Source organism: Bordetella tumulicola (assembly GCF_054779135.1).
The window spans coordinates 790,398-814,468 of sequence record NZ_BAAGYU010000006.1 but is presented as its reverse complement, the minus strand read 5'-3'; the positions used below and the strand labels follow the sequence as shown (position 1 = coordinate 814,468).

Here is a 24,071-nt window from a genome sequence, read left to right as displayed (position 1 = left end):
TGTCTTCCTCCTTGTTATGTGCTGGCTGTCAGGCGATCAGCGTGTGAGTAGTCCAGCTTGTTTGACGGCGGCTCTGAGGGCCTCCAGTTCTTGTTCAGAAGGGGCTTGGGTTGGTGGGCGTACCGTGGCGTCGTTGATGACACCCGCCAAATACATTCCGCTCTTCATCCGAGCATGGGCTTCGCCGGTGGGCTCGCCACCGCCATATACGGCGTCTTTCAAGGGCGTAATGATGGCTTGAATCTCAATCGCTTTCTTGAGGTCACCGGTTTTCACCGCATCCCATAGGTCGATGATTAGTTGCGGGATAAACGTCGCAAAACCCACTAATGCCCCATCTACGCCTTGCACCATCGAGGCGAGCAGATACTCGTCGTGGCAGGTCAGTATGGCTTTGTGAGCGTTCGCCTCGCGAATGGCCTGAATATCGCGTGCATATTTGTTCATGTCGCGCTGGCCCACCTTAAAGGCCTGTACATAGGGCAATCGGGCGAGATCGGCCAGCAGTTGTGACGAGTATGAGGCGCGCGTCCATGCTGGATAGACGTGGCACACCAGATCAAGGTCCGGCGCGGCATGGTGAATGGCCTCGAAATATTCCAATGCATGAACGGTGGTGAAACCAAAACGCAGCCAATGGTGTGGCGGCATCACATCCAGGGCTTTCGCTCCTGCCTCGCGGGCGGCACGGGCATGATCGGCGGCGTCGGAGAGCCCCTCGCACACAATCGACGAGATGACGGGGATTTTGCCCTTGAGTTCATCGGCGACGACGCGTGTGACTTCGGCTCGCTCGTGGGGCGTCAGGGCGAACACTTCGCCTGTGTGACCATTGGTCATGACGGCCACCACTCCCTGGTGACTGGCCAACCATGCAGCGAGTTTGCGCAGGGCGGGCTCGTCGATACGGTGATCTGGTGTAAATGGGCAGGAAATAGCAGGTATGATTCCCCGATAATTATTGATGGACGGCATGGTCGTTTCCTAGTGTCGATAGTGAGTGTCGTAACGTTTTTCGGACACCTCTATCGTTCCTCACCCACCTCCTGTCCGTCCAATACTCGAATCGCATAGAACTATTCACCACAAAAGATGGGTCCCGGAAATCGACCTCTTGATCTCGAATGGCTGGAAGATTTTCTGGCCCTGGCCGAGTGCGGTAATTTCTCACGAGCGGCAGAGGCTCGTCACATTGCACAGCCGGCGTTTAGTCGGCATATTCGTGCCCTTGAGGAATGGGTAGGTGTCGATCTTTTTGACCGTAGTGCGCATCCCGCTGCACTGACTGCGGCAGGCAAGCGATTTCATCCGTTGCTGGAGGATATTCTGGCCAGTCTGCAAGCCGCCCGGATCAAGGCTCAGCTTGCCCATGACGTGGCGGCCGCCAGCCTGCGCTTTGCTGCGACGCACGTGTTATCCCTGACGTTTTTTCCAGCTTGGCTGGGTCGCCTCGAGGGGCAATTGCACCTGGGGTCTATTCAGACGATGTCTGATAGTGCGCAGACCTGCGAGGACTTTATGTTGCAGCGCCGCGCGCAGTTCATGCTCTGTCACGGACATGCCAAGCTTACTAACCGTCTGGACGAAGCGAATTATCCCAAGTTGGTATTGGGACAAGATGTCCTGGTGCCGGTGTCCGCGCAAGATGGGCTGGGTCAGCCCCGGTACACGCTAGATTCCAAGGGCATGCCTCCTTTGCTGGCGTATAGCGAGGGTGCAGGGTTGGGACGAATATTACGTGCCGAGATGCGTCAGTGGTTCGGAGAAATGCCGGATACGGTAGCGTATCCTGGTGCATGGATTGTTTTCACGGCGCATCACGCATTGTTGCTCAAGTCCATGGCACTGGCTGGGCGAGGAGTGGCTTGGCTGCCTGAGAGCTTGATTCGTAGTGAGTTGGAGCGGGGTGAACTGGTCGCGGCCGCAGACACATCGAGGCATGTGATCATCGACATCCGTTTGTATCGGCAGCCATTCGAGATGGCGCCCTCGGCGGAAAAGCTGTGGTTGCTTGCTAGCAGTGGAATTTGAAGTCAATCAATCCCTGTGATGTGGCGTGAGCACACGCTGCGGTTCGTACATCTATACGCTCAGATTACACGGCCGCTTTCAGCGGAAAGACCTTGTGAACTCTGTTTCCCTGCGCATCTATTGCTACGGTAACGGGCATGTCGCGTACATCAAATTCGTAGATGGCTTCCATGCCCAGGTCCTCGAAAGCCACGACACGTGCTGCCTTGATGGCTTGAGCTACTAGATAAGCGGCTCCCCCCACCGCGCTCAGGTAGGCGGCGCCATGGGCTTTGATCGCGTCAATGGCGATGGAACCGCGTTCTGCCTTGCCGATGGTGACCAATAATCCCGTCGTGGCAAGGAGCTGAGGCATGAATTTGTCCATTCGGGTGGCGGTCGTGGGACCCGCGGGGCCAACGGCTTCTCCGTGTACCGGATCCACCGGGCCGACGTAATAGAGCGCTCGATCTCTCAGGGATACTGGCAAGGGTTGCCCTTGTGTGAGCAAATCCGCCATACGCTTATGTGCCGCATCGCGCCCCGTTAGGAGTTTGCCCGATAGCAACAGCGTTTCGCCCGCCCTCCAGGTTGCAACGTCCGTCGGTGTCAGGGTGTTCAGATCGATCCGCTTACCTTCCTGGGCTGGCAGCGTATCGGGGATGCCCTCCCACGTGCCGGGGTCTGGTGGAGGAAGGCGGGCAGGCCCGTTATCGGGCATCTCAAAGGAAATAAAACGGGTGGCGGCACAGTTAGGCACTAGCGCTACGGGCAGTAGCGCCGCATGCGAAGCAGCGGTCGCGACTTTGACATCCAGTACGGTGGTGTCGCCGCCTAAACCCTGGGCACCGATACCCAGGGCATTGACGCGTTGATAGACATCTATTCTTAACTGCTCCTCTGCGATGTGTCCCCCACGTTTGAGCAACGCGTGCATGTCAATGGGACTGAACAGGGCGCGTTTGGCCATCGACATGGCTTGTTCGGGCGTGCCACCGATACCTAGGCCAAGTACGCCCGGTGGACACCAGCCTGCGCCCATGCCGGGCAGCTGGGACACAACCCAGTCAGCAACGGAATCGCTGGGATTGAGCATGGCGTAGCGCGTTTTGACGTCGCCGCCGCCGCCCTTGGCTACGACGATGAACGCCAGTTCTTCACCTTCGACCAGTTCTACCTGCACCATCGCGGGCGTGTTGTCTTGGGTATTTCGACGCGTGCCTAGCGGATCCTGAATCATAGACGCCCGCAATGGATTGTTCGTGCAGCCATAGGCGCGAGCGACTGCGCGGTTGGCTAGGGTTTGCAGGCTTGGCGTGGCCTCGGCGTCGCCGTGACGGATGCGCACGTCCATCCCCATCCGCGCGTATATGTGCACAACGCCAGTGTCCTGACAGACTGGCCGGCGCGCCTGCGCACTGAGCTTGCTGTTGATCAGCAACTGCAGTAGCGCATGGCGCGCCGCAACGCCGCTCTCGGTTGCATGCGCCGCCTTTAGCGCTTGCACGAAATCCGCAGGATGAGTGTGACTGATCGCTTGCAATGCGTCGGCGATGCTGGTTTCGATATCGATGGCTAACACATTGCGCATGACGTTTCTCCTCTCATTGCAATTTGATTCCCGCCTGCTTGACAACACTTGCCCAGCGTTTTCCTTCATCTGCCGTGAACTGTTGGAAGGCGGACGGTGCATACTGTTCAGCGGGCAGCAGTTTGATGCCCTGTTCACTCATCGTGCTGGTGAAGTTCCGATCGGCTAGTGCTTTTTGCCATGCTCGATATAGCGTCTGTACCACTTGGTCAGGTGTGCCTTTCGGCGCGTACAGTCCATACCAGGTGGCGACCTCGAAATCCGGTATGGCTTTTTCTCCGATAGTGGGAACATCCGGAAATTGCGTCATACGATCTGGTGAGGTCAGACCCAGCGCTCGCACCTTACCTCCCTTGGTTTGAGGGAGGGCGGTATTGGTCTGGTCGAACATAGCATCAACCTGATTGCCCATCAGGTCATTCAAGGCGGGGCCGGCGCCTTTGTAGGCAATGGGTGTGACCTCGATACCCGCTTCGCTGGCGAACATGGCTGCTACCAGATGTGAGGTGGATCCAACGCCGGCGTTACTGAAGTTCAATTTGCCGGGGTTCTGTTTGCCATAGGTGATGAGATCGGAGACGGATTGATAGGGAGAGGACTCACCTACCAACAGCACCAAGGGGGTGTCGGGGAAGCGGAATACCGCTTGAAAATCCTGGACAGGATCATAAGGTAGCCGTGCATATAACGAAGGGGCCGCCGCCATATAACCAATGTGTCCCACCAAAAATGTGTAGCCATCTGGGGCGGCTTTGGCGGCTTTGGTTGCCCCGATGGTGCCCCCGGCTCCACCCACGTTTTCAACGAGGATGGTTTGTCCCAATTCTTGGGATACGCGATTGGCAACGTTACGGGCCATGGCATCGGTCGGGCCGCCTGCAGCGAAAGGAACGATCCAGGTAATCGCCCGGTTAGGGTAATTATCTTGCGCCTGAGAGGCCATAGGCAACGCGAGCGCTCCCGCGGCAGTGAGTGCTGCAATCCAATTTTTCATGAGTTGTCTCCGTTCTATGGTGGGCCGTGTTTCCGGGTAGATGGGTACGCGTACATGTGATTCGAGAATGAATACTGACATAATAATGTACGCTCATATAAAAATGTACGTACATTTAAGCGAATCAATATTATCGCGTCAATATTGGGAATTACCCTTGGACTCTGTCAGGGCAGGGCAGCAGATAGAATGGAGACTGTCATCTATTTCCCTCATACCATGTCCATTACGCTGTACACACGCATCTCGGAAGAGCTGGCCGGGTTGATCGCAAGTGGCGTGTATCCGGTAGGCTCTTTGTTGCCCGCCGAGCACACGCTGACCGAACAGTTCGATGCCAGCCGCCACACAGTGCGCGCCGCCTTGCGCCAGTTACAGGATCTGGGATTGATCGCACGTCGCCGTGGCATCGGGACGGTGATTATTGCCGCCAAGCCCAAGGCGGGTTTCAGTCAGTCTTTGAGTTCGTTAGAGGACTTGGTGCAATTGGCGGTGCGTAGTCCACGCACGATTAAGCAAGTCCAGGAAGTCGTGGTGGACGTGGCATTGGCGACGTATTTAGGTGTCGGGCCGGGGACGCGGTGGTTGAAGTTTTCCTCGACGCGTGGGGTCGATGGACAGCCTCCCGTGGCATGGACGGATCTTTATGTCGATGTCCATTACAAAGGCGTGCGTAAATTGGCGCGCGAGCACCCGGATCAATTGGTATCGCAGCTGATCGAAGAGCACTACGGTCGTCGCATTGCTTCCGTTGAACAAACGATTTCCGCGTGTGCGATTCCCTCTGCCGTGGCGCGAGAGCTAGCGGTCCCGGTGGATTCACCGGGCTTGCTGATTCGTCGACAGTACAAGGATCAGGCCGGGACATTGGTCGAAGCATCGTGCTCTTATCATCCAGCAGGACGCTATGAGTTTTCCACGACCTTGATCAGGGAGCAGTGAGGGCGTATGGGCCTATTGCAGGTTAGCGTTCGTCGTGACTCTCAATCACTTTTGCTTAGCAAAAGCGTTTTCGATTTCAACGGCGATCTCTAACAATCGTCGATCGCTGTTAGGAGCCCCCATCAATTGATAGCCGATAGGCAGGCCTCGTACCGGTAACGGCAATGAGACCGCGCACAGGCCCAGGTAATTCGCAGGCTGCGTGTTTTGCGTCATACCCAAGGCCAGGCTCATGCTTTTTTCTGGGTCAGACAGTTCTGTCAACAGAGGGGGGAAATCCGCCGTCGTTGGGCTCACCCAGGCGTCATACCCCGCAAATCTTTCCGCGACAGTTTTTCTGCTCTGGGTTCGTTTGTCCTCCAGGGCCAGGAACTCATAGGCTTTCGATTCCAGGCCCGCTTCGATCCGTTTCGCAATCACGGGGTCCATCAACGATTTTTGGGCGAGGAAGTTTTCTTTGCCCAATACCGACAACAATGATGCCGGCATGGACACGGGAAAATATCCGGCTCGTTCGGGTGCCTCGGGAACCATGATATTTTCCAGCGAACATCCGTTTTCCTTCAGGCGCTGATTGGCCTGTTGAAACGCGTCGCTGATGTCCTGGTTAATGCCGTCACTGAAATGATTTTCCGGCACGCCGAGACACAGGCGGCTTAGTCGGACGCCCGTTGGACGGCTGTCGTATTGGTATCCGAAAAGCACGGACGAGATCGTATTAAATGCCAGCAGCGCATCCTTGGCCGATCTTGTAATCAAGCCGATGGAATCGACGCGGGGGTCTAGCGGAAACGCGCCGTCGACGGGCCACAAACCCGCCGTGGTTTTAATGCCAAATACCCCGTTAAATGCCGCCGGGACGCGAACGGAGCCGCCGGAATCCGAGCCAATGGCAAAGGCGCACAGCCCGGCACCCATGGCGACCCCGGATCCCGAACTGGAGCCGCCTGGCGCGCGGTGGTTGTCCCGATCCGATGTATTCCACGGCGTACCTCTCGGTGTCGAATGGCCGGTGATGCCCAGGCAAAACTCAACCGCCTTGGTTTGCCCCAAGAATACGCAACCTGCCTGTCTGAGGGCTTGGATGAAGGTCGCTTCCTCGGGGCCAAGAATGCCTTGCAAATCGATATTGGAGCCCACCTTGGGTCGCGGCATCTGCGAAATCACAAACACATCTTTGATCGCGATGGGCACACCCATCAACGGCCCTAGATCCGTGCCGGCTTTGATCAAGAGGTCCATGGCTTTTGCCGTGGCGATTGCGCTGTCGGCGGCGACCGACTCATAGGCGCCCAGTTTCGGATCCAGTTGCTGAATGCGCTCCAGATAAATCTTTGTGACGGCTTCAGCGGTCACCTTTCCTGTGCGAAAGTCTTTCGCGAATCCTTCCAGACCGTGTTCTTGGAACGGATCTAACGGCAAATCACTCATTACTGCGTTCTCCGAAAAAGAGTCAAATAGGATGAATAGCGACCTATAGGCCCAAGTACGCTTTTCTGATCAATGGGTGGCCTTCTAATGTCGAAGACGGCCCTTCCAGCACCAACCGTCCGTTTTCGAGTACGTAAGCGCGATCACTGCATTGCAGCACCTGCTTAATGTTTTGCTCTACCAATAACACCGGAAATCCCAGATCCGCGACTTGCCGTATCGTTTGCATGACTTGTTTGACGTACAGCGGTGACAATCCCAGACTCGGTTCGTCCATGATCAACAAATCCGGGTCCAACATCAGTGCGCGACCAATGGCCACCATCTGTTGTTGTCCCCCCGACAACGAGCCAGCTTCCATGTGGGCGAATTTCTCTACATCCGGAAAAAGCGAAAATACTTTCTCCAAATTGGAATTTCTCTTCGCGCGCTGGCGAGGGAGATATCCTCCGAGCAGAATATTGTCTTTGACCGTCAGATTCGGAAAAAGCTGGCGCCCCATGGGAACGTGCGCCAATCCGCGTTCGGCCATCTGATGGGGCTCAAGGCCGGAAATCTCTTCGCCTTTAAACAGGATCCGACCCTTCCAGGGTTTGATCATGCCCGAGATGGCGCGAAGGATGGTGGATTTTCCGCTGCCGTTACCGCCCACCAGCCCGACCAGTTCGTTCTTTTTGACTTCTAGTGAAACATTGAAGACGACCTGCAGTGCACCGTATCCAAGCTCGACATCCTCAACCTTCAATATGACTTCATTTGTGCTGTTCATGGTCGTCAATCCGTGCCGAGGTAAGCTTCAATGACGTTCGCGTCATTAATCACTTCAGTGGCGGATCCTTCCGCGATCTTATTGCCACTGGCCAAGACAATCACGTGGTCAGCGAGCTGAATAATGGCTTCCATGATGTGTTCGACCATTACGATCGACACACCGGTCGCCGTGAGCGTGCGTAAAAGCTCAATCATTTCCTTCAAAGCAGGCGGGTTTAGCCCCGCCATAATTTCGTCCAGAAACAGCACTTGAGGCTCCAGCGCCAACGCTTTCGCCAACTCCAAACGACGCAGTCTGGCCAAATTCAGATCAGAAGACAGCTGATTCGCTCTATCCAGCAAGCCGACCTTTTCCAGCGCAGCCAACGCCACACATTCCGCGTCTTTACGTCGCGTGTTCTTTAAAAAGGCCGCGACCAGCACGTTTTCCAGTACCGTCATCTCCTCATAGGGACGCTCGGTCTGGAACGTACGCCCCATGCCATGCCGGGTGCGCAGATAGGCCGCAAGCCGTGTCACATCCTGATCCAGAAACGTAATTTTTCCTGCGCTGATCGGCGTGAACCCCGTGATGGCGTTAAACAGCGTAGATTTGCCGGCGCCATTTGGCCCGATCAATCCCAGCACCTGGCCTTTGGTCAGCGTCAGTGAGACGTTATTGACAGCGATAAGACCGCCAAACTGCACTTTTATATTTTCAGCCTTAAGCACGGTTTGCATATTTCTTCCTGATTAATTTATGCGCATACTCGCCCACGATGCCGCGAGGCAATACGAGAATGACCACCAATATCAGCACTCCATAGAGCAACATATTGGCTTGTGCAAAGGCTGTTCTGAATATTTCTCCTGAAATCACGAGCAATGCCGCACCGACGGCGGGCCCCCAGAGGGTGCCCCGCCCACCGATAATGACAGTGAGTGCGATCTGGATTGAAAGCAGCAAGTTAAAAATGATGTGCGGTTCGATAAACGACAAGAACAGGCCGTAGATTCCTCCTCCAAGCGCCGTCAGTATGCCCGATAAGACAAATGCTTTTAGCTTGATGATGCTTGGGTTGATGCCCGCCGCCATTGCGGCTTCTTCGTTATCTCGGACTGCCTTTAATTGATAACCGAACTTTCGTGTCGAAATATAGATCGTGATGCCAATCGTGATGGCCGCGTAAATCAACGCCAGATAGTATTGCGTGGTCTTGTCGAATAGATCGATGCCGAACGGTTCGGGTAATGTATCGATAAATACTCCGGACGCACCACCTGTCAGCCATCCTTCATTAATCGCGATCAGGCGCAGAATCTCTGCAATGGCAATCGTCGACAACGTGAAATAGGGGCCACGCAGTCCAAAGGTCAGTTTGCCCCAGATCAGCGCCATGACCGCCGCCACCGCCATTGCGAGCAGTAAGGACCACCACGGTGCCAACCCGAATTGTGCGGAACCAATGGCGACAAAGTACGCCCCCAGGCCTACAAAACTGGCGTGGCCCAAGCTGAGCTGCCCGGCCCATCCTCCCAGCAGGTTCCAGGATGTCGCCCATCCCGTGAATAGCAGAACCGAAATACCCACCGTAATATAGGCGGAGGACGTCAAGGGGTAGCATGCCGCCGCGACGATCAGGCCACCCAAAATCAGAATATGCTTACTCATACTCTTTTCACCGTTTTACCAAAGAGACCTTCGGGCTTGACCAACAGCACGATCAGGAAGACCAACAGCCCATAGGCATCACGGTAGGCAGAATCCAGATACGACGCGCCCAGGACTTCAACGACACCCAGTAGCACGCCACCGATAATAGCTGCGCCGATATTGCCGAGCCCGCCCAGCACGGTGACGACAAATGCCTTGAGCGTAAAGAGTGCACCCGTCGTGACGGGTGAGGCAAAGAGCAGGGGGATCAAGGAAACGCCGGCCGTGACGGCTAGGGCCATTCCCAGTCCAAAAACAATGGCTTGGATTTTTTTGGTGTTGATACCCACCAGCTCCGCACCCAGACGATTTTCTGCCGTGGCTTTGATAGCCCGTCCGACTTCCGTTTTATTCAACAAGAAGTACAAGGCGCTGATCACAACCAGCGTTGCCAACCCGGCAAATAGCAGGACAACGGAAATTCTGATTTCGCCCACCGACATCGTGCTGGACGCATAGGAAACCTTGACCGATTGAGGTTCTCCACCAAATGTCAGCAAGAGAAGATTGGCAATCACCAGGGAAATGCCAAGCGTGGCCAACATCATCGTTTCGGGCTTGGCATCTATCACGCGGGTCAATAGCACTTTTTGTATCATCGCACCCACGACAAAACCCAGCGGAATCGCCAATATCAACGTCAGGTACGGATCCCACCCTAAAAAGCTATTGAGAACGACGGCAAAATACATACCTAGCACGACAAAATCGCCATGAGCAAAATTGATCGTTCGCATGACGCCGAACACGAGCGTGAGGCCCACGCCAATCAGGGCGTAAACCGCGCCAATCAGAACCCCGTTTGAAAGGTTCTGAAGAAATGAAACATAATCCATCGTGAATGACCTTTTGCTGACTTGGACATCGGCCGAATTTTTGAAGTCGATAGCGCGTATTCAGACTGCACCACATGCCGATATAGATCGGCATGTGGGTCTTTATATTTATTGATTAGCAGTCAGTTCGAGAGTTTGGCTTTTTGCGATGCCAGATTCTCCGGGAATACGGTCACGTGCTTGCCATCCTGAATCTGGATAATGACGCTTTTAATCGGGTTCTGTCCGGAGAAGCCGTCGTAATCCTTAAAAACGACGTCGGTCACCGGGGTTTTCAGATTCGTGCTGGCAAGCGCCTCGCGTACTTTTTCGCGATCAGTCGACTTGGCGCGGCGTAATGCATCTGCCGCGACGGTCAGGGCCAGATAACCTTCCGCCTCGTAGAAAGAGGGCTCCTCTTTTGCCTTCGCTTTCAAGCGCTCATAAAGCTCGGGCGTCCCTGCGTATTTAACGTCCGGGCTCCAGCTCACCGCCGACACGATATTTTCCGATGGGTCGCCAACCTGCTCAATGAAACTGATCATCGAGGAGGCAGTGTCAATGGCCACGACTTTCGTGTTCAGACCGACTTCTTTGATTTGCCGCGCAATCGCGATGCCGTCATCCGCATACGAACTGGTTAGCAAAATGTCCGGGTTGGCCGAGCGGAATTTGTTCAGGATCGGACGGAAATCCGTGGTGCCTTGGTCATAGGCTTGCTTGCCGACGATTTCATAGCCTCGTTTTTCCGCTTGGCGCACCCCTTCTTCGCTCATCGAGGTTGGCCACGCGCCGTTGCCGTACATGATGGCAATCTTCTTCAAATCACCATGGGTTTTTTGAAGATTATCGAAATAATCGAAGTAGACATTCGCCACAATCGTGGAGTTGTGCTTGGCACGAAACACCCACTTGGAGCCCGGCTTGGTAATCGAGTCATCGGCGCTGCCCAACACAATCAACGGGATTTTTTGACGGGTCGCAACTTTGGACATCGGGCCCGTAATACCCGAGGCATACGAGCCGATAATCAATGGTACCTGCTGCTTGTTTAGGGACTCAACGGCAGCTAATGCACTTTGCGCATCAGAGCGGTCATCCTGAGAAATCAATTCCAGCTTTTCGCCGTTAATGCCGCCATTCGCATTGACCTCTTCCAACGCAACTTGTATGCCCGTGTTGTATCGCTCTCCGAATGCTGCGAAGTTGCCCGACAGGCTGTTGATGACCCCGATCTTCACTTGTGCAACGGCCGGCATAGAAAATGCCGACGCGCACAACACCGCGAACAGACCCAGTCTCAAAAATTTGGTTTGAGTTTGCATTGTTACCCCTTATTTTTAATAAAAATGTAAATGCCTATACACGCCTACGATGAATGGCGATTAAATTTTTTCTGGCCTTTCTCCCCTCTCGCTCTATGGGTGGTCTAATGGCGTGAGAGTTCAAGAGACCATATTCCCCAGGTGTTATGGCTTGGTTTTATCCGCTTCGTGGGCTGGAAATCCCCAGCTGATTTTCGGCCCGTGAACCCTGCCTGTCAAATATTGAGTTGGCGGCCTGTACGGGCTTGCCAACGTCCCCGGTATCTCGGTCGACCAACGTGCTGGTAGCGATCGCTTGCCTACGATAGCGATTGGTGCTTTCCAGACAACACTATGATCCCTTTGCCGGGTCTACCGGCTGATTCCTTCGACGCCTACCATTTGCTCGTTGCCTGAGTGTTTGCAACGACCCAATTTATCCGCCAGGCGGGCGGCGTCAACCATAGAGGGAATCATCATGAGTCAACGTGTTAATGCCTTTGCGCAGTCCCCCGAGTTATTCAAGAAGTTTGTCGAATTTGGCATGCTCGTCAAGTCGGGTTCCATTGAAGAGTCGATCCTCAATCTCGTCGATATCAGGGCATCGCAACTGAACGGCTGCGCGTTCTGCCTGGATATGCACGTCAAGCAGGCCAAGATCCGAGGCGAACGTGAACTGCGTTTGCACCACGTCGCCATTTGGCGTGAGTCCACGCTGTTCTCGCCGCGTGAGCGTGCGGCGCTGGCGTGGACGGAAGTCATGACCCATCTGCCTGCGCACGGTGTGCCCGATGAGATCTATGAACGTGTGCGTACGCAGTATTCGGAAAAAGAGCTCACGGAGCTGAGCTTTGCGATCATGGTGATCAATGGCTGGAACCGCCTGAATGTGGGTTTCCAGACGGTTCCTGGCTCGGCCGACAAGGCCTATGGGCTGGATAAGGCCAACCTGAACTGAGGAGTACGTCATGAAAATCCTGGTCATTGGTGGCACCGGTCTGATTGGCTCCAAACTGGTCGGCAATTTGACGCAGCGCGGCCACGACGTGATTGCCGCTTCGCCGGCGACCGGCGTGAACACGGTCACGGGCGAGGGCCTGCGCGAAGCGTTGGCCGGCGTTCAAATCGTGGTGGATGTCGCGAACTCTCCCTCGTTCGAAGACAAGGCGGTATTGGAGTTCTTTGAAACGTCAGGGCGTAATTTGTTGGCCGCCGAGGCCGAGGCGGGTGTACGGCATCATGTTGCGCTGTCGGTGGTGGGAACACACCGACTGTCGGAAAGCGGATATTTTCGAGGAAAAATTGCGCAGGAAAAGCTGATCAAGGCGAGTGGCATTCCGTACACCATCGTCCATAGCACACAGTTCTTTGAGTTCCTGGGTGGTATTGTGCAGTCAGGCGCCGATGGGGACGTGGTGCGTTTGCCGGATGCGTATGTACAGCCTATCGCGTCTGATGACGTGGCCAGGGCGATGGCCGACGTCACTCTGGCGTCGCCGGTTAACGGCACGATCGAAATCGCCGGCCCCGAAAAAGTAAGGCTGGGAAATCTGGTCGAGCGATTTTTGAAGCAGATTGGCGATGTCCGTCAGGTCGTGGCGGATAAACAGGCGCGTTATTTTGGGGCATTGCTGCAGGATGACACGCTGGTGCCAGGGGCCATTCCCCTTTTGGGCGATATTGATTTTGAGACGTGGTTTTCCCGCTCACGTAGCGGGAAATAACCGGCTCTGGGAAAATGGCGGCATCAGCTTGATGCCGCCGTTGGGTAGTCCAGACGTACACGCGAGGCAACTATATGAGTAAATTACAGCCCCCTTCTTTAAGCCTGCTGGACAAGTATCGGGGGGAAGATTTTCAGGCCCTGTATACCACCTCTGTGACAGTCAAGGGCGGAGAGGCCGAACACGGACGCGCGTCAGGTATTGCGCGCTCTGACGATGGCGCGTTGACGGTCGACCTGCGTTTGCCTGCAGAGTTGGGTGGCCCGGGCGGCGGCAGTAATCCTGAGCAGCTGTTTGCTGCAGGTTATGCCGCCTGTTTCCACGGCGCGCTCAGTCTGCTGGCCGCCAGAGAGGGGCTGATTATTCACCATTCCGAGGTCAAGGCATCGGTGACCTTTGGCCGTGATCCAGTTGACGGTCTTTATGCCTTGGCGGCGCACATCACTATTCATCTACCGGGGTTGGAAAAGGCCGCGGCAGAAGAGTTGGTACGCAACGCCGAGCGCCTATGCCCATACTCCAAAATGGCCCGGCAAGGCATTGAGAGTGTGGTGGCATTGACGCAATAGTGGTCGCGGCGGTTAGTGCTGTTTTAGCAAAAATGTCTCTAGGCTTTGTAGATCCAGTGCCCGGATACGGGTGGTCATATAGTCGATGAACACCCGTATTCTGCTGGGCAGATGTTGACGGCTGAGGTAACAGATGTAGTGCCCGCGGTCATCGGGCGAGTATTGCGGCAGGCACGGCACTAGCGTGCCGGCCCGCAGATGGTCGCCTATCTGGTAGCCCGCCATGTGTGCGATGCCCTGACCGTCGAGTACCGCTTGCAGAACCAGGTCCGCATCGTTGAACGACAACATAGACTGCGGTGTGAACTTGCGCATCAGGCCTTCGATCTTGAATTCCCATTCGTAGAGTCGCCCCGTCGGCAGGCGAAAGTTGATGCACTGATGTCTGGCCAGCTCGTCGATCGTCTGCGGCAAGGGATGCCTGGCGGCATAGTCCGGCGACGCGCAAAGGAGCATTTGCATTGGAATCAATTGTTTGGCAATGACCTGGCTGTCTTCCATGCGGCCATCGCGAAACGCCACGTCGATGCGGTCCGTCGTGAAGTCGGCCGTTCCGTCGTCCAGGAGGAGTTCTATCGAGACATCAGGGTACGCGGCGCGGAAACCATTGAGCAACGGCGCGACGACCTTGCGGCCAAACCCCGTGGTGGCACATACGCGGAGTTGTCCGGCAGGCGGTCCCGCGCGCAAGTCACGCATGTCGTCCAGTGCTTGCACGATGCGCTTGACACCGGCATGGCAGTTTTCATAGAACACCTCGCCTTCTCGGGTCAGCGACGTGCTTCTCGTCGTGCGCACGAATAGTCGTGTGCCCAACTGGTCCTCCAGCTTTTGCACGCTGCGACTGACGGCCGACCGGCCGATACCCAGGCGGTCGCCCGCCTTGGCGAAGTTGCCTTCGGACGCAACCGCGATAAAGGCTACGACGCCGGCATAGCTGGTAGCAAAGCTATTGGCCAGCGAGTCGCCGCCATTACCAGGGCTAGCCTGTGTGGAAATGGCGTCTGACGCCTGGGCCGCGGGTGCGTTGACAGAGGGATCTGTGTTTTCCATATCCCTAAGACGGCCGAACTGATCGTTTTGTGACGTGGGTCAGAAGAAAAGAAGGCCCGGCGGCAGAAAAGACCCCCACGCCGTGCCGTCGGCTTGCTGTCCACCTCGCGGCTAGTACGCCGCTCGGATTCGCCAGGCACAGAACAGTCCGCAGGGACTGTTCTGTGTCCGGGCTCATCTCCCGAGGGGGCTCAAGCTATTTCACCGGTATGAGCGCTGGCGAACCTTGCTTTTTGATCAACACCACCAGAAATTTGGCGGGTTGGGTGTTACTGGCGTTGCGACCGACGGTATGGATGTCGTTTGGACCTTCATAGAAAGTCTGGCCGGGTGTCAACGTAACCTCTTTGCCGCCTTGGACTTGCATCACGATGCTGCCTTCCAGGACGTAGACAAAGCTGTGCGCGTCGTGCCGATGAATGGGGTCGGCGGCACCGGGCGGGTAGTCGACCGTAATCACCAGGGCGTCTTTACCCTGTATATCCGGCAGATCGTGGGTCATCAGCGATGTCACGATGGGTTGTGGAGCGGTGGTGGCGTGAGCCTTGTGCGGTGGTGCCGCGGATGCCAGGGGGCTCAGTAAGGCGCCGATGGCGATGAAAGGTAATCCGCGCTTGATGATCTGTTGCATGGCCGTTCCTTGGGTGGTTGAAGGGACGGGTCCATCGTAGAAGGCCAGGCGTCAGCCCGGTAGATCCGGGCGCGGGATCACTATGTTGTCTGTGGGGCACCAATCTCGAGTGTCGGCGATAGTTTGGCGTTACTGCGTAAAGCGAGGGCGCCAGCGTTGGCGCTTTTATTTTGTACTGTCTATACGGATTGATGCGTTTTTTTCGCACATGCTAAATCAATCCACCGGCAGCGCCGCCGCGATGCGGGCAAGTTTTTCCGGATTGCGCTGCACCAGTACGCGAACGATGCGTTGTCCGTCAGTTTCGTAGGACTGTACGGATTCCAGGCTGCCCTGGATGTAGCGCAGCAGCGTCCATTGGCCATTGATCTGTACGACCTTGACGTGTAGTGCGTCGCCGTATCGCCTTCGTCCTGCGTAGAACAGTTGAGCCAGGCGTTTGCCGCCGACCAGGCTGGCAAAGCTGGGGACCTTGCCGCCACCATCGCCGATCAGTTCCGCATCGTCACGCAGCAGGGCGTGCAGGCCGTGGAAGTCGCCGCATTGCATCGCCTCGGCAAAGCCCAGCATCAGGCGATGGTGGGTTTCGTGTGAGACATTGTGCCGGGGTTCGGCGGCCTGGAGTTGCTGCTTGGCGCGTCTGACGAGCTGGCGACAGGCTGTCTCGGTTTTTTCGAGGGTCCGGGCAATATCCTCGTAGTCGCTATCGAAGACCTCGCGCATTAGAAAGGCGGCACGCGCTTCGGGCGATAGTCGTTCCAGCAGGAATAGGAACGCGACCGAGACGTCGCTGGCCATTTCGTGGATCTCGGCCGGCGTGGGGGGGGACGACATCAAGATGGGCTCGGGCAGCCAGACGCCGACGTAGTGTTCTCGCTGCGCCTTGGCGGCACGCAGGCGGTCGATGGACAGGCGTGTGGTAACGGTCACCAGCCAGGCTTCGGGATTGTCCAGCGTTGAGAGGTCTGTCTCGTGCCACCGTAGCCAGGCATCCTGGACGACGTCCTCGGCGTCGGCGACCGAGCCCAGCATGCGATAAGCGATCGCCTGCAAGCGCGAACGATGGCTGTTGAACAGGCGAGTGGGATCGGTCATTAGAGGGTAAAGGGGCCGTCGTGAAAGCGTAAAAGAGGCAGCCGTGATTATTGTGCGGTTTCCCCAGAATTGGCAACTTTTCGTCGCGTGGACTTTACTGCGTTGCCTCGGTGGCATAGATCTCTACTGCCATCATTCAGTTCTTGTATGACCGAATGTGCGTTGCGTATTGGACGAGCCGCCGGCAAACGTGTTCAATACATTAGAGTCCGCCGGGCGCCCGTTCGGCTATTACCTATTCGAGACGAGACACCATGAGTCAGGCCCCTACCAAGCTACGCGCCGCCCTGAACGGGATTTCCGGCATTTTGGTTACCCCTTTTGATGATGCCGATAAACTGGCGCCGGCCCGCTTGGCGCCGATCGTCGATCGTGCGGTGACTGCCGGTGTACATGTATTGGTGGCTAACGGTAATACCAGCGAGTTTTATGGCCTGACGACACACGAAGCGGAACAAATGGTGCACGCGGCGGCTGAACAGGTTGCCGGGCGGGTGCCGTTGCTGGCGGGTGTAGGCCGTAGCCTGCATGATGCGATAGCCTTGGCGCGCGCATCGCGCGCGGCGGGCGCTACGGCGCTGATGGTGCATCAGCCGCCAGATCCTTTTGTCGCGCCGCGTGGCGTGGTGCAGTATGTCACTCGGATCGCCGAGGTGGGTGATGGCCTGCCGCTGGTGCTTTACCTGCGTGATGACGGAATCGGCCTGGACGCCGTGGAGGCGCTCTGCGCGATTCCCGGTGTGGTTGGGGTGAAGTGGGCTTCGCCCACGCCGCTGCGTCTGGCCGAGATTATCGAGCGCACGCGTGAGCGTGATTTGGCGTGGGTGGGTGGCTTGGCTGAACACTGGGCGCCGCCGTTTTATGCCGTGGGCTCGCGTGGCTTTACGTCAGGCCTGATCAACGTGTTGCCCGAGCGATCCGTCGAGATTCATGTGGCGCTTGAGGCGGGCGATTATCCGCGTGCGATGCAACTGATTCGCGGTATGGCCGAGTTTGAGGCATTACGGGCGCTAGAGCGCAATGGCACCAATGTGACCGTGGTCAAGCGTGCGTTGCAATTGCTGGGGACAGACTGCGGCGCGGTGCGTGCCCCGGGCGCGTGGCCACTGTCGGCCGAGGCGGATGAGACGCTGCGCCGGCTGCTTGGCCAGTGGGGGCTGATTTAAGACGGGATTGCCCGCCGCCAAGGTTTCCGTGGCGACTGCGGGGGCGAGAGGACGATGGCTTGGCATGAAACGATTGTTGCGTGGCGATCGACTGGTTGCGCGAGCTATCACGCGCATGATTGATTCATTTGATCCGTTTCATTATTTCAATGAAACGATTGTTGCGTTTCGAGTCAGGACTTTTTATACTGGGTGACGGGTACGCTGCTTTGGCAAGTTTCGTTTTGGGTGGCGCCTTGTTCTTCGCGTTTAGCCTTTTCACAAAGAGATTCTGACCATGACGCACGTATTTCACCGTAATCCCAAGCTCAAGTTGCCCCTTGCCGTCGGCGGCGAGGGGATCGAACTGATCGATCAGGATGGTAAGCGCTATATCGATGCCTCCGGCGGTGCGGCGGTGTCGTGCCTGGGGCATGGCCATCCGGTTGTGATTGAGGCGATCAAGCAGCAGCTGGATTCGATTGCCTACGCGCACACGTCGTTTTTTACGACCGAGGTGGCTGAGACGCTGGCCGATATGCTGGCGCAGGCGGCGCCGGGCGATCTGAATCATGTGTATTTTGTATCGGGCGGGTCCGAGGCGGTCGAGGCTGCGCTGAAAATGGCGCGTCAGTATTTTGTGGAAATCGGCCAGCCGTCGCGGCACCATTTCATCGCGCGTCGCCAGAGTTACCATGGCAACACGCTGGGCGCGCTGGCGATCGGCGGCAACGCCTGGCGACGCGAGCCATTCTTGCCGCTGCTGGTCGAGGCGCATCATGTGTCGCCGTGCTATCCGTATCGCGAACGTCTGGACGGGGAAAGCGATGCGCAATATGCACAACGTCTGGCTGACGAGCTCGAAGCCAAAATTCTCGAACTCGGCCCGGAGTCGGTCGCGGCGTTTGTGGCCGAGACGGTGGTCGGCGCGACTGCGGGTGCCCTGGCGCCGGTGGGCGATTACCTCAAACGGATTCGCGCGGTGTGCGACAAGTACGGCGTGCTGTTGATTCTGGACGAAGTGATGTCCGGGATGGGGCGTACAGGCCATTTGTTTGCCTGCGACGAAGACGGTGTGGTGCCTGATCTCATTACCATCGCCAAAGGACTGGGAGCGGGCTATCAACCGATCGGCGCGACGCTGTGCACGGACCGCATCTATGACGCCATCGTGGGCGGCAGCGGTTTCTTTCAGCATGGTCACACGTATATTGGTCATGCGACGGCGTGCGCAGCATCGTTGGCGGTGCAGCGCGTCATTGAACAAGACGATCTGTTGACGAATGTGCTCGCGCGGGGTGAGCAACTGCGTGCCGGCCTCAAGGCCGCTTTTGCGGATCATCCCAATGTGGGCGATGTCCGCGGCCGCGGCTTGTTTGTCGGGGTGGAGTTCGTTGCTGACCGCAGCACCAAAGAAACGTTGGATCCCGCTCAGAAGACCCACGCCAAGCTCAAGGCGATGGCCAAACAACATGGTCTGCTGGTCTACCCTATGGGCGGTACGGTGGACGGGGTCAAGGGGGATCATGCGTTGTTGGCGCCGCCCTTTATTTGTACGGCTGAGAACATCGATCAGATCGTTGAGCGGTTTGCGCAATCGGTACGCGCGGTTCTGCCCGCCTAATGAAGGGGGCGCGTCACGGTAATCTGCCGACTCTTCTATATATATATAGATAAGTGAGTCGGCGAAGCAGAGACCCCAAGGCCGCCCGCATGCTGGCGGCCTTGGGGTCTCTGCCGTTATGCTGTCGCCATGAAGCACAAATTTCAATCTGCCTGCGCGTCAGCGCTGTTGGTCTGTGCCGCGCTGCCTAGCCTGGCACAGAATGTCGATCACACTGACCAGGCCCAGGATGTCGATCGTTATGGCCACGCCCTGATTCTTGATGAGCAAGGCTGGCTCTATATTGACCGGAACAAACGCCCCATCTTGCGGCCTTTTATTTTCGACAATGGCCCAGACTACTACGAGGAGGGCCTGGCGCGCTTTGTCGAGAACGGCAAAATGGGTTTTCACAACGAGGCGCTGCACGTCGTGGTTCCCGCGCAATACGATTTTGTTTTTCCGTTTAAAGATGGTGTAGCCCGAGCCGGGACGAATTGCACTCAGAATCGCGAGGCAGAGCATTCATACATGATTTGCCAGCAGTGGGAAACGCTGCGTAATCCGATGCGTCCGGTACCGGCGCATTAGGGACGCAACGACTCATCTCATATGGATAATGAAGTCTTATTGCATTGTTGATTGGTTTTATTAATGAAACAGCATCAAAAATAAGCTAACGATCAAATCAGCGTACGTGATGTGCGGGGTTCTGGCCCTGATAGTGCTTGGACGGTATTGTTTCAATATTTAAAAATAGCAATGAAGAAAATGTACTGATATTTTCGTATTTGTTAATAAATCGTAAAAAAAGACAGTAGGTGTTATCTGTCACAGGGATAGGCGCAGGCTATGCCTAGAATTCCGACTTCTACGGGATTAGCTCGAAGGTGGCCTATTTGCGGGGCTAAGGGTTATCCCAGGTATGAATAAGACTTATGGAATTTGCCGATATCTTGACCTCGTTGGATTCTCGTCTGCCTTGCGGCGAGGACCTGGAATACGATCCCGAATTTCTGCAACTGCAGCAAGCGGCGGTGGAGCGTAGTGAGCAACAATTCGGCTCGACGATCATCCCGGCCCAGCCTCCCGACTGGCGGGAAGTAGAGAAACTCGCGCGCGGTTTATTGGAGCGCACGCGAGATGTGCGCATCATGGGCTACCTGACTCAGGCTTGGGCAGAAGTGCGGGGCCTGCCGGGCTATGCCGACGGTGTGAAACTGGTGGCCGATACGCTGGAGCGTTATTGGGAGGCCGTGCATCCGCATCTGGATAGTGAGGATGATCACGATCCCATGCCGCGCATCAATGCACTGACTTCGTTGGGCGACCATGCGGGCTGCGCACGCAGCGTGCGTTCGAGTCGCCTGGTCAATGGTGTGCATGGGCAATTGTCGCTGCGCGATGCGGAATCCTTATTGGATGGCACTCGCTCGGATCCCGATTTTTATCCGGGCGGTCGTGTCCGCCTGGTCGAGCATCTGCGTCAATCCTGGGTGCAAAAAGAACCTGAGCTGGTGGCGCTGACCAATGCCGCGCAGGCTTTGCGTCGCATCCAAAAACAAGTCACGGACAAGCTGGGGCAAGAATGGGTGCCGGATTACACCGGTATTCTGCGCACGCTGGATGTGGCGACGTTGGCTTTGGGTGATAGTGCACCGGTAACGACCGTCAGCGCATCAATAGGGGACGCAAGTGCGGATGACACTGCAGTTACAACCTCTGAACAGCACGCTACACTGGTAGCAGCACCGGCGCCGGTGCTACGTTGGCAGGACGCGCAGATACAGTCACGTGACGATGCGATCGCCATGTTGACCAAGGTATGCGCGTACTTTGAAGTGCATGAGCCTAGTCATCCTGCTCCGTATTTGATTCGTCGGGCGCAGCAACTGGTTTCTATGAGCTTTCACGACATTATGAAGAATCTGGCGCCGCAGGGTCTCGAACAATTCGAGAACTGGTTGCCCAGGGACGCTAATGGCGGATCTGGCGACTGAGCTCGCTCAATTCATTGCATAGATTGCAGGACAGGAGAGTACAGATGGTAACGACACTGAAGGGTAGCGGCCAGAAGTTCATTGCACGTAATCGAGCACCGCGTGTGCAGATCGAATACGACGTGGAGATCTATGGTGCCGAACGCAAGGTTCAATTGCCTTTTGTGATGGGCGTGATGGCGGATCTGGCCGGTAAGTCGGTCGAACCTTTGCCGGACGTGGCCGAACGCAAATTCCTGGACGTCGACATCGATAATTTCGATGAGCGCATGAAGTCGATTCAACCGCGTGCGGCTTTCCATGTGCCGAATACGCTGACGGGCGACGGCGAGCTGAATGTCGACATTACGTTTGAGAGCATCGACGATTTCTCGCCCGCCACCGTGGCTCGCAAGGTCGGCGCGTTGAACGAACTGCTGGAGGCGCGTACCCAGTTGGCCAACTTGCTTACCTACATGGACGGCAAGACCGGCGCCGAAGAGTTGATCGGCAAGGTACTGAAGAACCCTGCTTTGATGAATGCGTTGGCTGCTGCGCCGAATCCGGATGCGCCGGCTGCGGGCACGGATGCGCCCGAATCTGATCCGGCCGCGAAATAAACGATAACGGAGATCGCGATGACTGCTGTGGCGAAAAGCGCGGATGCCCGCACAACTGAAACGCTAGAGGCCGATGGCCTGTCGGCGCTGTTAAAGAAAGAATTCAAGCCCAAGACTGAACAAGCACGCGAAGCGGTGGAGCACGCGGTGCGCACGCTGGCCCACCAGGCGCTGGAAAACAGCGGCGTGTCGATGTCTTCCGATGCTTATCGCACGATTCAGGCGATCATTGCCGAGATCGATCGCAAGCTGTCGGATCAGATCAATCTGGTGATGCATCACGCGGACTTCCAGCAACTGGAAGGCGCTTGGCGTGGTCTGCACTACCTGGTGACCAACACTGAGACGGATGAGCTGCTCAAGATCCGTGTGATGTGCATCTCCAAGAAAGAATTGGGCCGTACCCTCAAGCGCCATAAGGGCGTGGGCTGGGATCAGAGCCCGATTTTCAAGAAGGTTTACGAAGAAGAATACGGCCAGTTCGGTGGCGAGCCGATCGGCTGCCTGGTGGGCGACTACCACTTCGACCACAGCCCGCCAGATGTGGAACTGCTGAGCGAAATCGCCAAGGTTTCGGCGGCGGCGCACTGCCCGTTCATCACGGGGGCATCGCCCAGCGTGATGCAGATGGATTCGTGGCAAGAGTTGGCAAATCCGCGTGATCTGACCAAGATTTTTACCAACACGGAATACGCCGCCTGGCGCAGTCTGCGTGAGTCCGAGGATGCTCGCTACCTTGGTCTGGCCATGCCGCGATTCCTGGCACGTTTGCCTTATGGCTCGCGCACCAACCCGGTTGATGAATTCGACTTCGAAGAAGACACCGACGGTGCGAACCATGATCGCTATTCCTGGGCCAACTCGGCCTACGCGATGGCGTCCAACATCAACCGCTCGTTCAAACTGTACGGCTGGTGCACGTCGATCCGTGGCGTGGAGTCGGGCGGCGCAGTGGAAAACTTGCCGTGCCATACCTTCCCCACGGACGACGGCGGTGTCGACATGAAGTGCCCCACCGAGATCGCGATTAGCGATCGCCGTGAGGCTGAGTTGGCCAAGAATGGCTTTATGCCGTTGGTCCATCGCAAAAACTCGGACTTTGCGGCGTTCATCGGCGCACAGTCCCTGCAAAAACCGCATGAGTACTATGACGTGGATGCGTCGGCGAATGCCAAGCTGTCGGCCCGCTTGCCGTATTTGTTTGCCTGCTGCCGTTTCGCGCATTACCTCAAGTGCATCGTGCGCGACAAGATCGGTTCGTTTCGCGAGCGTGACGACATGGAGCGCTGGCTCAATGACTGGATCATGAATTATGTCGATGGTGATCCAGGCAACTCGTCTCAGGAGACCAAGGCCCGCAAGCCGCTGGCTGCCGCCGAGGTCCAGGTCCAGGAGATTGAGGACAACCCAGGCTATTACTCCGCAAAGTTTTTTTTGCGGCCGCACTATCAGCTCGAAGGGCTGACGGTGTCGCTGCGTCTCGTGTCCAAGCTGCCGTCGTTGAAGAAGAATGACGGTTAATGGACTCATTCGATCAGGGCACGTCGGTGCCGTGACTGCAACTTAGGGAGAGAGAAGTGGCTGTTGACATGTTCATGAAAATCGACGGTGCCAGTGGCGAGTCGAAGGATGGCAATCACAAGAATTGGACCGACATTGTTTCGTTCTCGTGGGGTGCTACGCAGCCCGGTACCATGGCCAGCGGTGGTGGTCTGGGCGCCGGTAAGGCCAGCTTTAACGACTTGCACGTCGTTGCGCGTATCGACAAGGCCGCTCCGGCTGTCATGAAGCACTGCGCCAGCGGCAAGCACTTGAGCCGTATCGAGTTGTCGGTGTGCAAGGCTGGTGGCCAACAGGTTGAATACACGAAGATCACGCTGGAAGACGTGTTGGTGTCGTCCGTGCAGTTGTCGGGCGAACTCAACTCTGAATCCGTTGTTGTGAACTTTGCTTTCCAGGCTGCGAAGGTCAAGCAGCAATACTGGGAGCAAACGGAGCAAGGCGGCAAGGGTGCGGAAAGCCTGGTCGCTTGGGATATCAAGCAAAACCGCGAAGTCGGCTAAAGCCTTGGGTAGCGGCTCGGTGGGGCATTGCCTCGTCG

At 56.5% G+C, this 24,071-nt stretch carries 24 protein-coding genes; 12 read left to right on the top strand and 12 right to left on the bottom strand.

The genetic code is table 11. The features are described from left to right. Positions 1-36: 36 nt before the first annotated feature. Complete coding sequence (locus ACYVDM_RS07740; protein WP_415791975.1) at positions 37-975, bottom strand: dihydrodipicolinate synthase family protein; 939 nt, start codon at positions 973-975, stop codon at positions 37-39. Positions 976-1,092: 117 nt separating this feature from the next. Between ACYVDM_RS07740 and ACYVDM_RS07735 the strand changes: the two genes are divergently transcribed. Beyond that, positions 1,093-2,031 (top strand): LysR family transcriptional regulator, encoded by a 939-nt coding sequence (locus tag ACYVDM_RS07735; RefSeq protein ID WP_415791974.1) that lies wholly within the window; start codon positions 1,093-1,095, stop codon positions 2,029-2,031. 64 nt (positions 2,032-2,095) lie between these two features. Here ACYVDM_RS07735 and ACYVDM_RS07730 read toward each other — a convergent pair whose 3' ends face one another. Together ACYVDM_RS07730 and ACYVDM_RS07725 are read right to left on the bottom strand one after the other, a co-directional pair. Continuing rightward, the gene (locus tag ACYVDM_RS07730) at positions 2,096-3,601 is read right to left on the bottom strand and encodes a fumarate hydratase (protein WP_415791973.1); all 1,506 of its coding nucleotides are present in this window, start codon (positions 3,599-3,601) and stop codon (positions 2,096-2,098) included. Positions 3,602-3,614: 13 nt separating this feature from the next. Then, positions 3,615-4,595 (bottom strand): Bug family tripartite tricarboxylate transporter substrate binding protein, encoded by a 981-nt coding sequence (locus ACYVDM_RS07725; RefSeq protein ID WP_415791972.1) that lies wholly within the window; start codon positions 4,593-4,595, stop codon positions 3,615-3,617. A 189-nt stretch (positions 4,596-4,784) separates the two neighbouring features. On the opposite strand from ACYVDM_RS07725, the gene ACYVDM_RS07720 reads away from it, so the two are divergent. Next, positions 4,785-5,537 (top strand): GntR family transcriptional regulator, encoded by a 753-nt coding sequence (locus ACYVDM_RS07720; RefSeq protein ID WP_415791971.1) that lies wholly within the window; start codon positions 4,785-4,787, stop codon positions 5,535-5,537. Positions 5,538-5,582: 45 nt separating this feature from the next. On the opposite strand, the gene ACYVDM_RS07715 is transcribed toward ACYVDM_RS07720, so the two are convergent. From ACYVDM_RS07715 to ACYVDM_RS07690, 6 genes are all read right to left on the bottom strand, one after another. Beyond that, the gene (locus ACYVDM_RS07715) at positions 5,583-6,968 is read right to left on the bottom strand and encodes an amidase (protein WP_415791970.1); all 1,386 of its coding nucleotides are present in this window, start codon (positions 6,966-6,968) and stop codon (positions 5,583-5,585) included. A 43-nt stretch (positions 6,969-7,011) separates the two neighbouring features. Beyond that, complete coding sequence (locus ACYVDM_RS07710) at positions 7,012-7,737, bottom strand: ABC transporter ATP-binding protein (RefSeq protein WP_415792105.1); 726 nt, start codon at positions 7,735-7,737, stop codon at positions 7,012-7,014. A gap of 5 nt (positions 7,738-7,742) precedes the next feature. Further along, a complete protein-coding gene (locus ACYVDM_RS07705; RefSeq protein ID WP_415791969.1) occupies positions 7,743-8,459 on the bottom strand; it encodes an ABC transporter ATP-binding protein in 717 nt (238 codons plus the stop codon). Next, positions 8,443-9,390 (bottom strand): branched-chain amino acid ABC transporter permease, encoded by a 948-nt coding sequence (locus tag ACYVDM_RS07700; RefSeq protein ID WP_415791968.1) that lies wholly within the window; start codon positions 9,388-9,390, stop codon positions 8,443-8,445. The genes ACYVDM_RS07705 and ACYVDM_RS07700 overlap by 17 nt, the downstream gene beginning before the upstream one ends. Further along, positions 9,387-10,268, bottom strand: coding sequence for a branched-chain amino acid ABC transporter permease (locus ACYVDM_RS07695; protein WP_415791967.1), 882 nt, complete (start codon positions 10,266-10,268; stop codon positions 9,387-9,389). The genes ACYVDM_RS07700 and ACYVDM_RS07695 overlap by 4 nt, the downstream gene beginning before the upstream one ends. A gap of 122 nt (positions 10,269-10,390) precedes the next feature. After that, entirely contained in the window at positions 10,391-11,506 is a 1,116-nt protein-coding gene (locus ACYVDM_RS07690) for an ABC transporter substrate-binding protein (RefSeq protein ID WP_415792104.1), read from the bottom strand. Positions 11,507-12,029: 523 nt separating this feature from the next. Between ACYVDM_RS07690 and ACYVDM_RS07685 the strand changes: the two genes are divergently transcribed. The 3 genes from ACYVDM_RS07685 (at position 12,030) to ACYVDM_RS07675 (ending at position 13,844) form a co-directional block, all read left to right on the top strand. Further along, positions 12,030-12,509 (top strand): carboxymuconolactone decarboxylase family protein, encoded by a 480-nt coding sequence (locus ACYVDM_RS07685; RefSeq protein ID WP_415791966.1) that lies wholly within the window; start codon positions 12,030-12,032, stop codon positions 12,507-12,509. A gap of 10 nt (positions 12,510-12,519) precedes the next feature. Further along, positions 12,520-13,275 (top strand): SDR family oxidoreductase, encoded by a 756-nt coding sequence (locus ACYVDM_RS07680; protein ID WP_415791965.1) that lies wholly within the window; start codon positions 12,520-12,522, stop codon positions 13,273-13,275. A 74-nt stretch (positions 13,276-13,349) separates the two neighbouring features. Further along, positions 13,350-13,844, top strand: a complete 495-nt coding sequence (locus ACYVDM_RS07675) for an Ohr family peroxiredoxin (protein ID WP_415791964.1) — start codon at positions 13,350-13,352, stop codon at positions 13,842-13,844. A gap of 12 nt (positions 13,845-13,856) precedes the next feature. Here the strand turns inward: ACYVDM_RS07675 and ACYVDM_RS07670 are convergent, their stop codons facing one another. The 3 genes from ACYVDM_RS07670 to ACYVDM_RS07660 all read right to left on the bottom strand — a co-directional run bounded on the left by ACYVDM_RS07670 (position 13,857) and on the right by ACYVDM_RS07660 (position 16,623). Beyond that, positions 13,857-14,897 (bottom strand): LysR family transcriptional regulator, encoded by a 1,041-nt coding sequence (locus ACYVDM_RS07670; RefSeq protein ID WP_415791963.1) that lies wholly within the window; start codon positions 14,895-14,897, stop codon positions 13,857-13,859. Between the two features lie 196 nt (positions 14,898-15,093). Beyond that, positions 15,094-15,528, bottom strand: a complete 435-nt coding sequence (locus tag ACYVDM_RS07665; protein WP_415791962.1) for a cupin domain-containing protein — start codon at positions 15,526-15,528, stop codon at positions 15,094-15,096. A 216-nt stretch (positions 15,529-15,744) separates the two neighbouring features. After that, positions 15,745-16,623: an RNA polymerase sigma-70 factor gene (locus tag ACYVDM_RS07660; protein WP_415791961.1), complete on the bottom strand. Its 879-nt coding sequence runs from the start codon at positions 16,621-16,623 to the stop codon at positions 15,745-15,747. A gap of 254 nt (positions 16,624-16,877) precedes the next feature. On the opposite strand from ACYVDM_RS07660, the gene ACYVDM_RS07655 reads away from it, so the two are divergent. The 7 genes from ACYVDM_RS07655 to ACYVDM_RS07625 all read left to right on the top strand — a co-directional run bounded on the left by ACYVDM_RS07655 (position 16,878) and on the right by ACYVDM_RS07625 (position 24,033). Beyond that, positions 16,878-17,789, top strand: coding sequence for a dihydrodipicolinate synthase family protein (locus ACYVDM_RS07655; protein WP_460475332.1), 912 nt, complete (start codon positions 16,878-16,880; stop codon positions 17,787-17,789). A gap of 277 nt (positions 17,790-18,066) precedes the next feature. After that, entirely contained in the window at positions 18,067-19,392 is a 1,326-nt protein-coding gene (locus ACYVDM_RS07650; RefSeq protein ID WP_415791959.1) for an aspartate aminotransferase family protein, read from the top strand. 129 nt (positions 19,393-19,521) lie between these two features. Further along, positions 19,522-19,962, top strand: a complete 441-nt coding sequence (locus ACYVDM_RS07645) for a WG repeat-containing protein (RefSeq protein WP_415791958.1) — start codon at positions 19,522-19,524, stop codon at positions 19,960-19,962. 347 nt (positions 19,963-20,309) lie between these two features. Next, entirely contained in the window at positions 20,310-21,371 is a 1,062-nt protein-coding gene (gene tssA, locus ACYVDM_RS07640) for a type VI secretion system protein TssA (RefSeq protein WP_415791957.1), read from the top strand. Between the two features lie 44 nt (positions 21,372-21,415). Beyond that, entirely contained in the window at positions 21,416-21,970 is a 555-nt protein-coding gene (tssB, locus tag ACYVDM_RS07635; RefSeq protein ID WP_415791956.1) for a type VI secretion system contractile sheath small subunit, read from the top strand. A gap of 18 nt (positions 21,971-21,988) precedes the next feature. Then, a complete protein-coding gene (gene tssC / locus ACYVDM_RS07630) occupies positions 21,989-23,491 on the top strand; it encodes a type VI secretion system contractile sheath large subunit (protein WP_415791955.1) in 1,503 nt (500 codons plus the stop codon). 74 nt (positions 23,492-23,565) lie between these two features. Beyond that, entirely contained in the window at positions 23,566-24,033 is a 468-nt protein-coding gene (locus ACYVDM_RS07625; RefSeq protein ID WP_460475331.1) for an Hcp family type VI secretion system effector, read from the top strand. Positions 24,034-24,071 lie beyond the last annotated feature (38 nt).

Excerpts from the sequence above, each read along its gene's own strand:
- ACYVDM_RS07690 (WP_415792104.1), bottom strand. The coding sequence starts at position 11,506 with ATGCCGGCCGTTGCACAAGTGAAGATCGGGGTCATCAACAGCCTGTCG.
- ACYVDM_RS07695 (WP_415791967.1), bottom strand. The coding sequence starts at position 10,268 with ATGGATTATGTTTCATTTCTTCAGAACCTTTCAAACGGGGTTCTGATT.
- ACYVDM_RS07655 (WP_460475332.1), top strand. The coding sequence starts at position 16,878 with ATGAGTCAGGCCCCTACCAAGCTACGCGCCGCCCTGAACGGGATTTCC.
- ACYVDM_RS07740 (WP_415791975.1), bottom strand. The coding sequence starts at position 975 with ATGCCGTCCATCAATAATTATCGGGGAATCATACCTGCTATTTCCTGC.
- ACYVDM_RS07720 (WP_415791971.1), top strand. The coding sequence starts at position 4,785 with ATGGAGACTGTCATCTATTTCCCTCATACCATGTCCATTACGCTGTAC.
- ACYVDM_RS07700 (WP_415791968.1), bottom strand. The coding sequence starts at position 9,390 with ATGAGTAAGCATATTCTGATTTTGGGTGGCCTGATCGTCGCGGCGGCA.
- ACYVDM_RS07625 (WP_460475331.1), top strand. The coding sequence starts at position 23,566 with ATGAAAATCGACGGTGCCAGTGGCGAGTCGAAGGATGGCAATCACAAG.
- ACYVDM_RS07675 (WP_415791964.1), top strand. The coding sequence starts at position 13,350 with ATGAGTAAATTACAGCCCCCTTCTTTAAGCCTGCTGGACAAGTATCGG.
- ACYVDM_RS07670 (WP_415791963.1), bottom strand. The coding sequence starts at position 14,897 with ATGGAAAACACAGATCCCTCTGTCAACGCACCCGCGGCCCAGGCGTCA.
- ACYVDM_RS07725 (WP_415791972.1), bottom strand. The coding sequence starts at position 4,595 with ATGAAAAATTGGATTGCAGCACTCACTGCCGCGGGAGCGCTCGCGTTG.
- ACYVDM_RS07715 (WP_415791970.1), bottom strand. The coding sequence starts at position 6,968 with ATGAGTGATTTGCCGTTAGATCCGTTCCAAGAACACGGTCTGGAAGGA.
- tssC (WP_415791955.1), top strand. The coding sequence starts at position 21,989 with ATGACTGCTGTGGCGAAAAGCGCGGATGCCCGCACAACTGAAACGCTA.
- ACYVDM_RS07650 (WP_415791959.1), top strand. The coding sequence starts at position 18,067 with ATGACGCACGTATTTCACCGTAATCCCAAGCTCAAGTTGCCCCTTGCC.
- tssA (WP_415791957.1), top strand. The coding sequence starts at position 20,310 with ATGGAATTTGCCGATATCTTGACCTCGTTGGATTCTCGTCTGCCTTGC.
- ACYVDM_RS07705 (WP_415791969.1), bottom strand. The coding sequence starts at position 8,459 with ATGCAAACCGTGCTTAAGGCTGAAAATATAAAAGTGCAGTTTGGCGGT.
- ACYVDM_RS07645 (WP_415791958.1), top strand. The coding sequence starts at position 19,522 with ATGAAGCACAAATTTCAATCTGCCTGCGCGTCAGCGCTGTTGGTCTGT.
- ACYVDM_RS07735 (WP_415791974.1), top strand. The coding sequence starts at position 1,093 with ATGGGTCCCGGAAATCGACCTCTTGATCTCGAATGGCTGGAAGATTTT.
- ACYVDM_RS07710 (WP_415792105.1), bottom strand. The coding sequence starts at position 7,737 with ATGAACAGCACAAATGAAGTCATATTGAAGGTTGAGGATGTCGAGCTT.
- ACYVDM_RS07685 (WP_415791966.1), top strand. The coding sequence starts at position 12,030 with ATGAGTCAACGTGTTAATGCCTTTGCGCAGTCCCCCGAGTTATTCAAG.
- tssB (WP_415791956.1), top strand. The coding sequence starts at position 21,416 with ATGGTAACGACACTGAAGGGTAGCGGCCAGAAGTTCATTGCACGTAAT.
- ACYVDM_RS07730 (WP_415791973.1), bottom strand. The coding sequence starts at position 3,601 with ATGCGCAATGTGTTAGCCATCGATATCGAAACCAGCATCGCCGACGCA.
- ACYVDM_RS07660 (WP_415791961.1), bottom strand. The coding sequence starts at position 16,623 with ATGACCGATCCCACTCGCCTGTTCAACAGCCATCGTTCGCGCTTGCAG.
- ACYVDM_RS07680 (WP_415791965.1), top strand. The coding sequence starts at position 12,520 with ATGAAAATCCTGGTCATTGGTGGCACCGGTCTGATTGGCTCCAAACTG.
- ACYVDM_RS07665 (WP_415791962.1), bottom strand. The coding sequence starts at position 15,528 with ATGCAACAGATCATCAAGCGCGGATTACCTTTCATCGCCATCGGCGCC.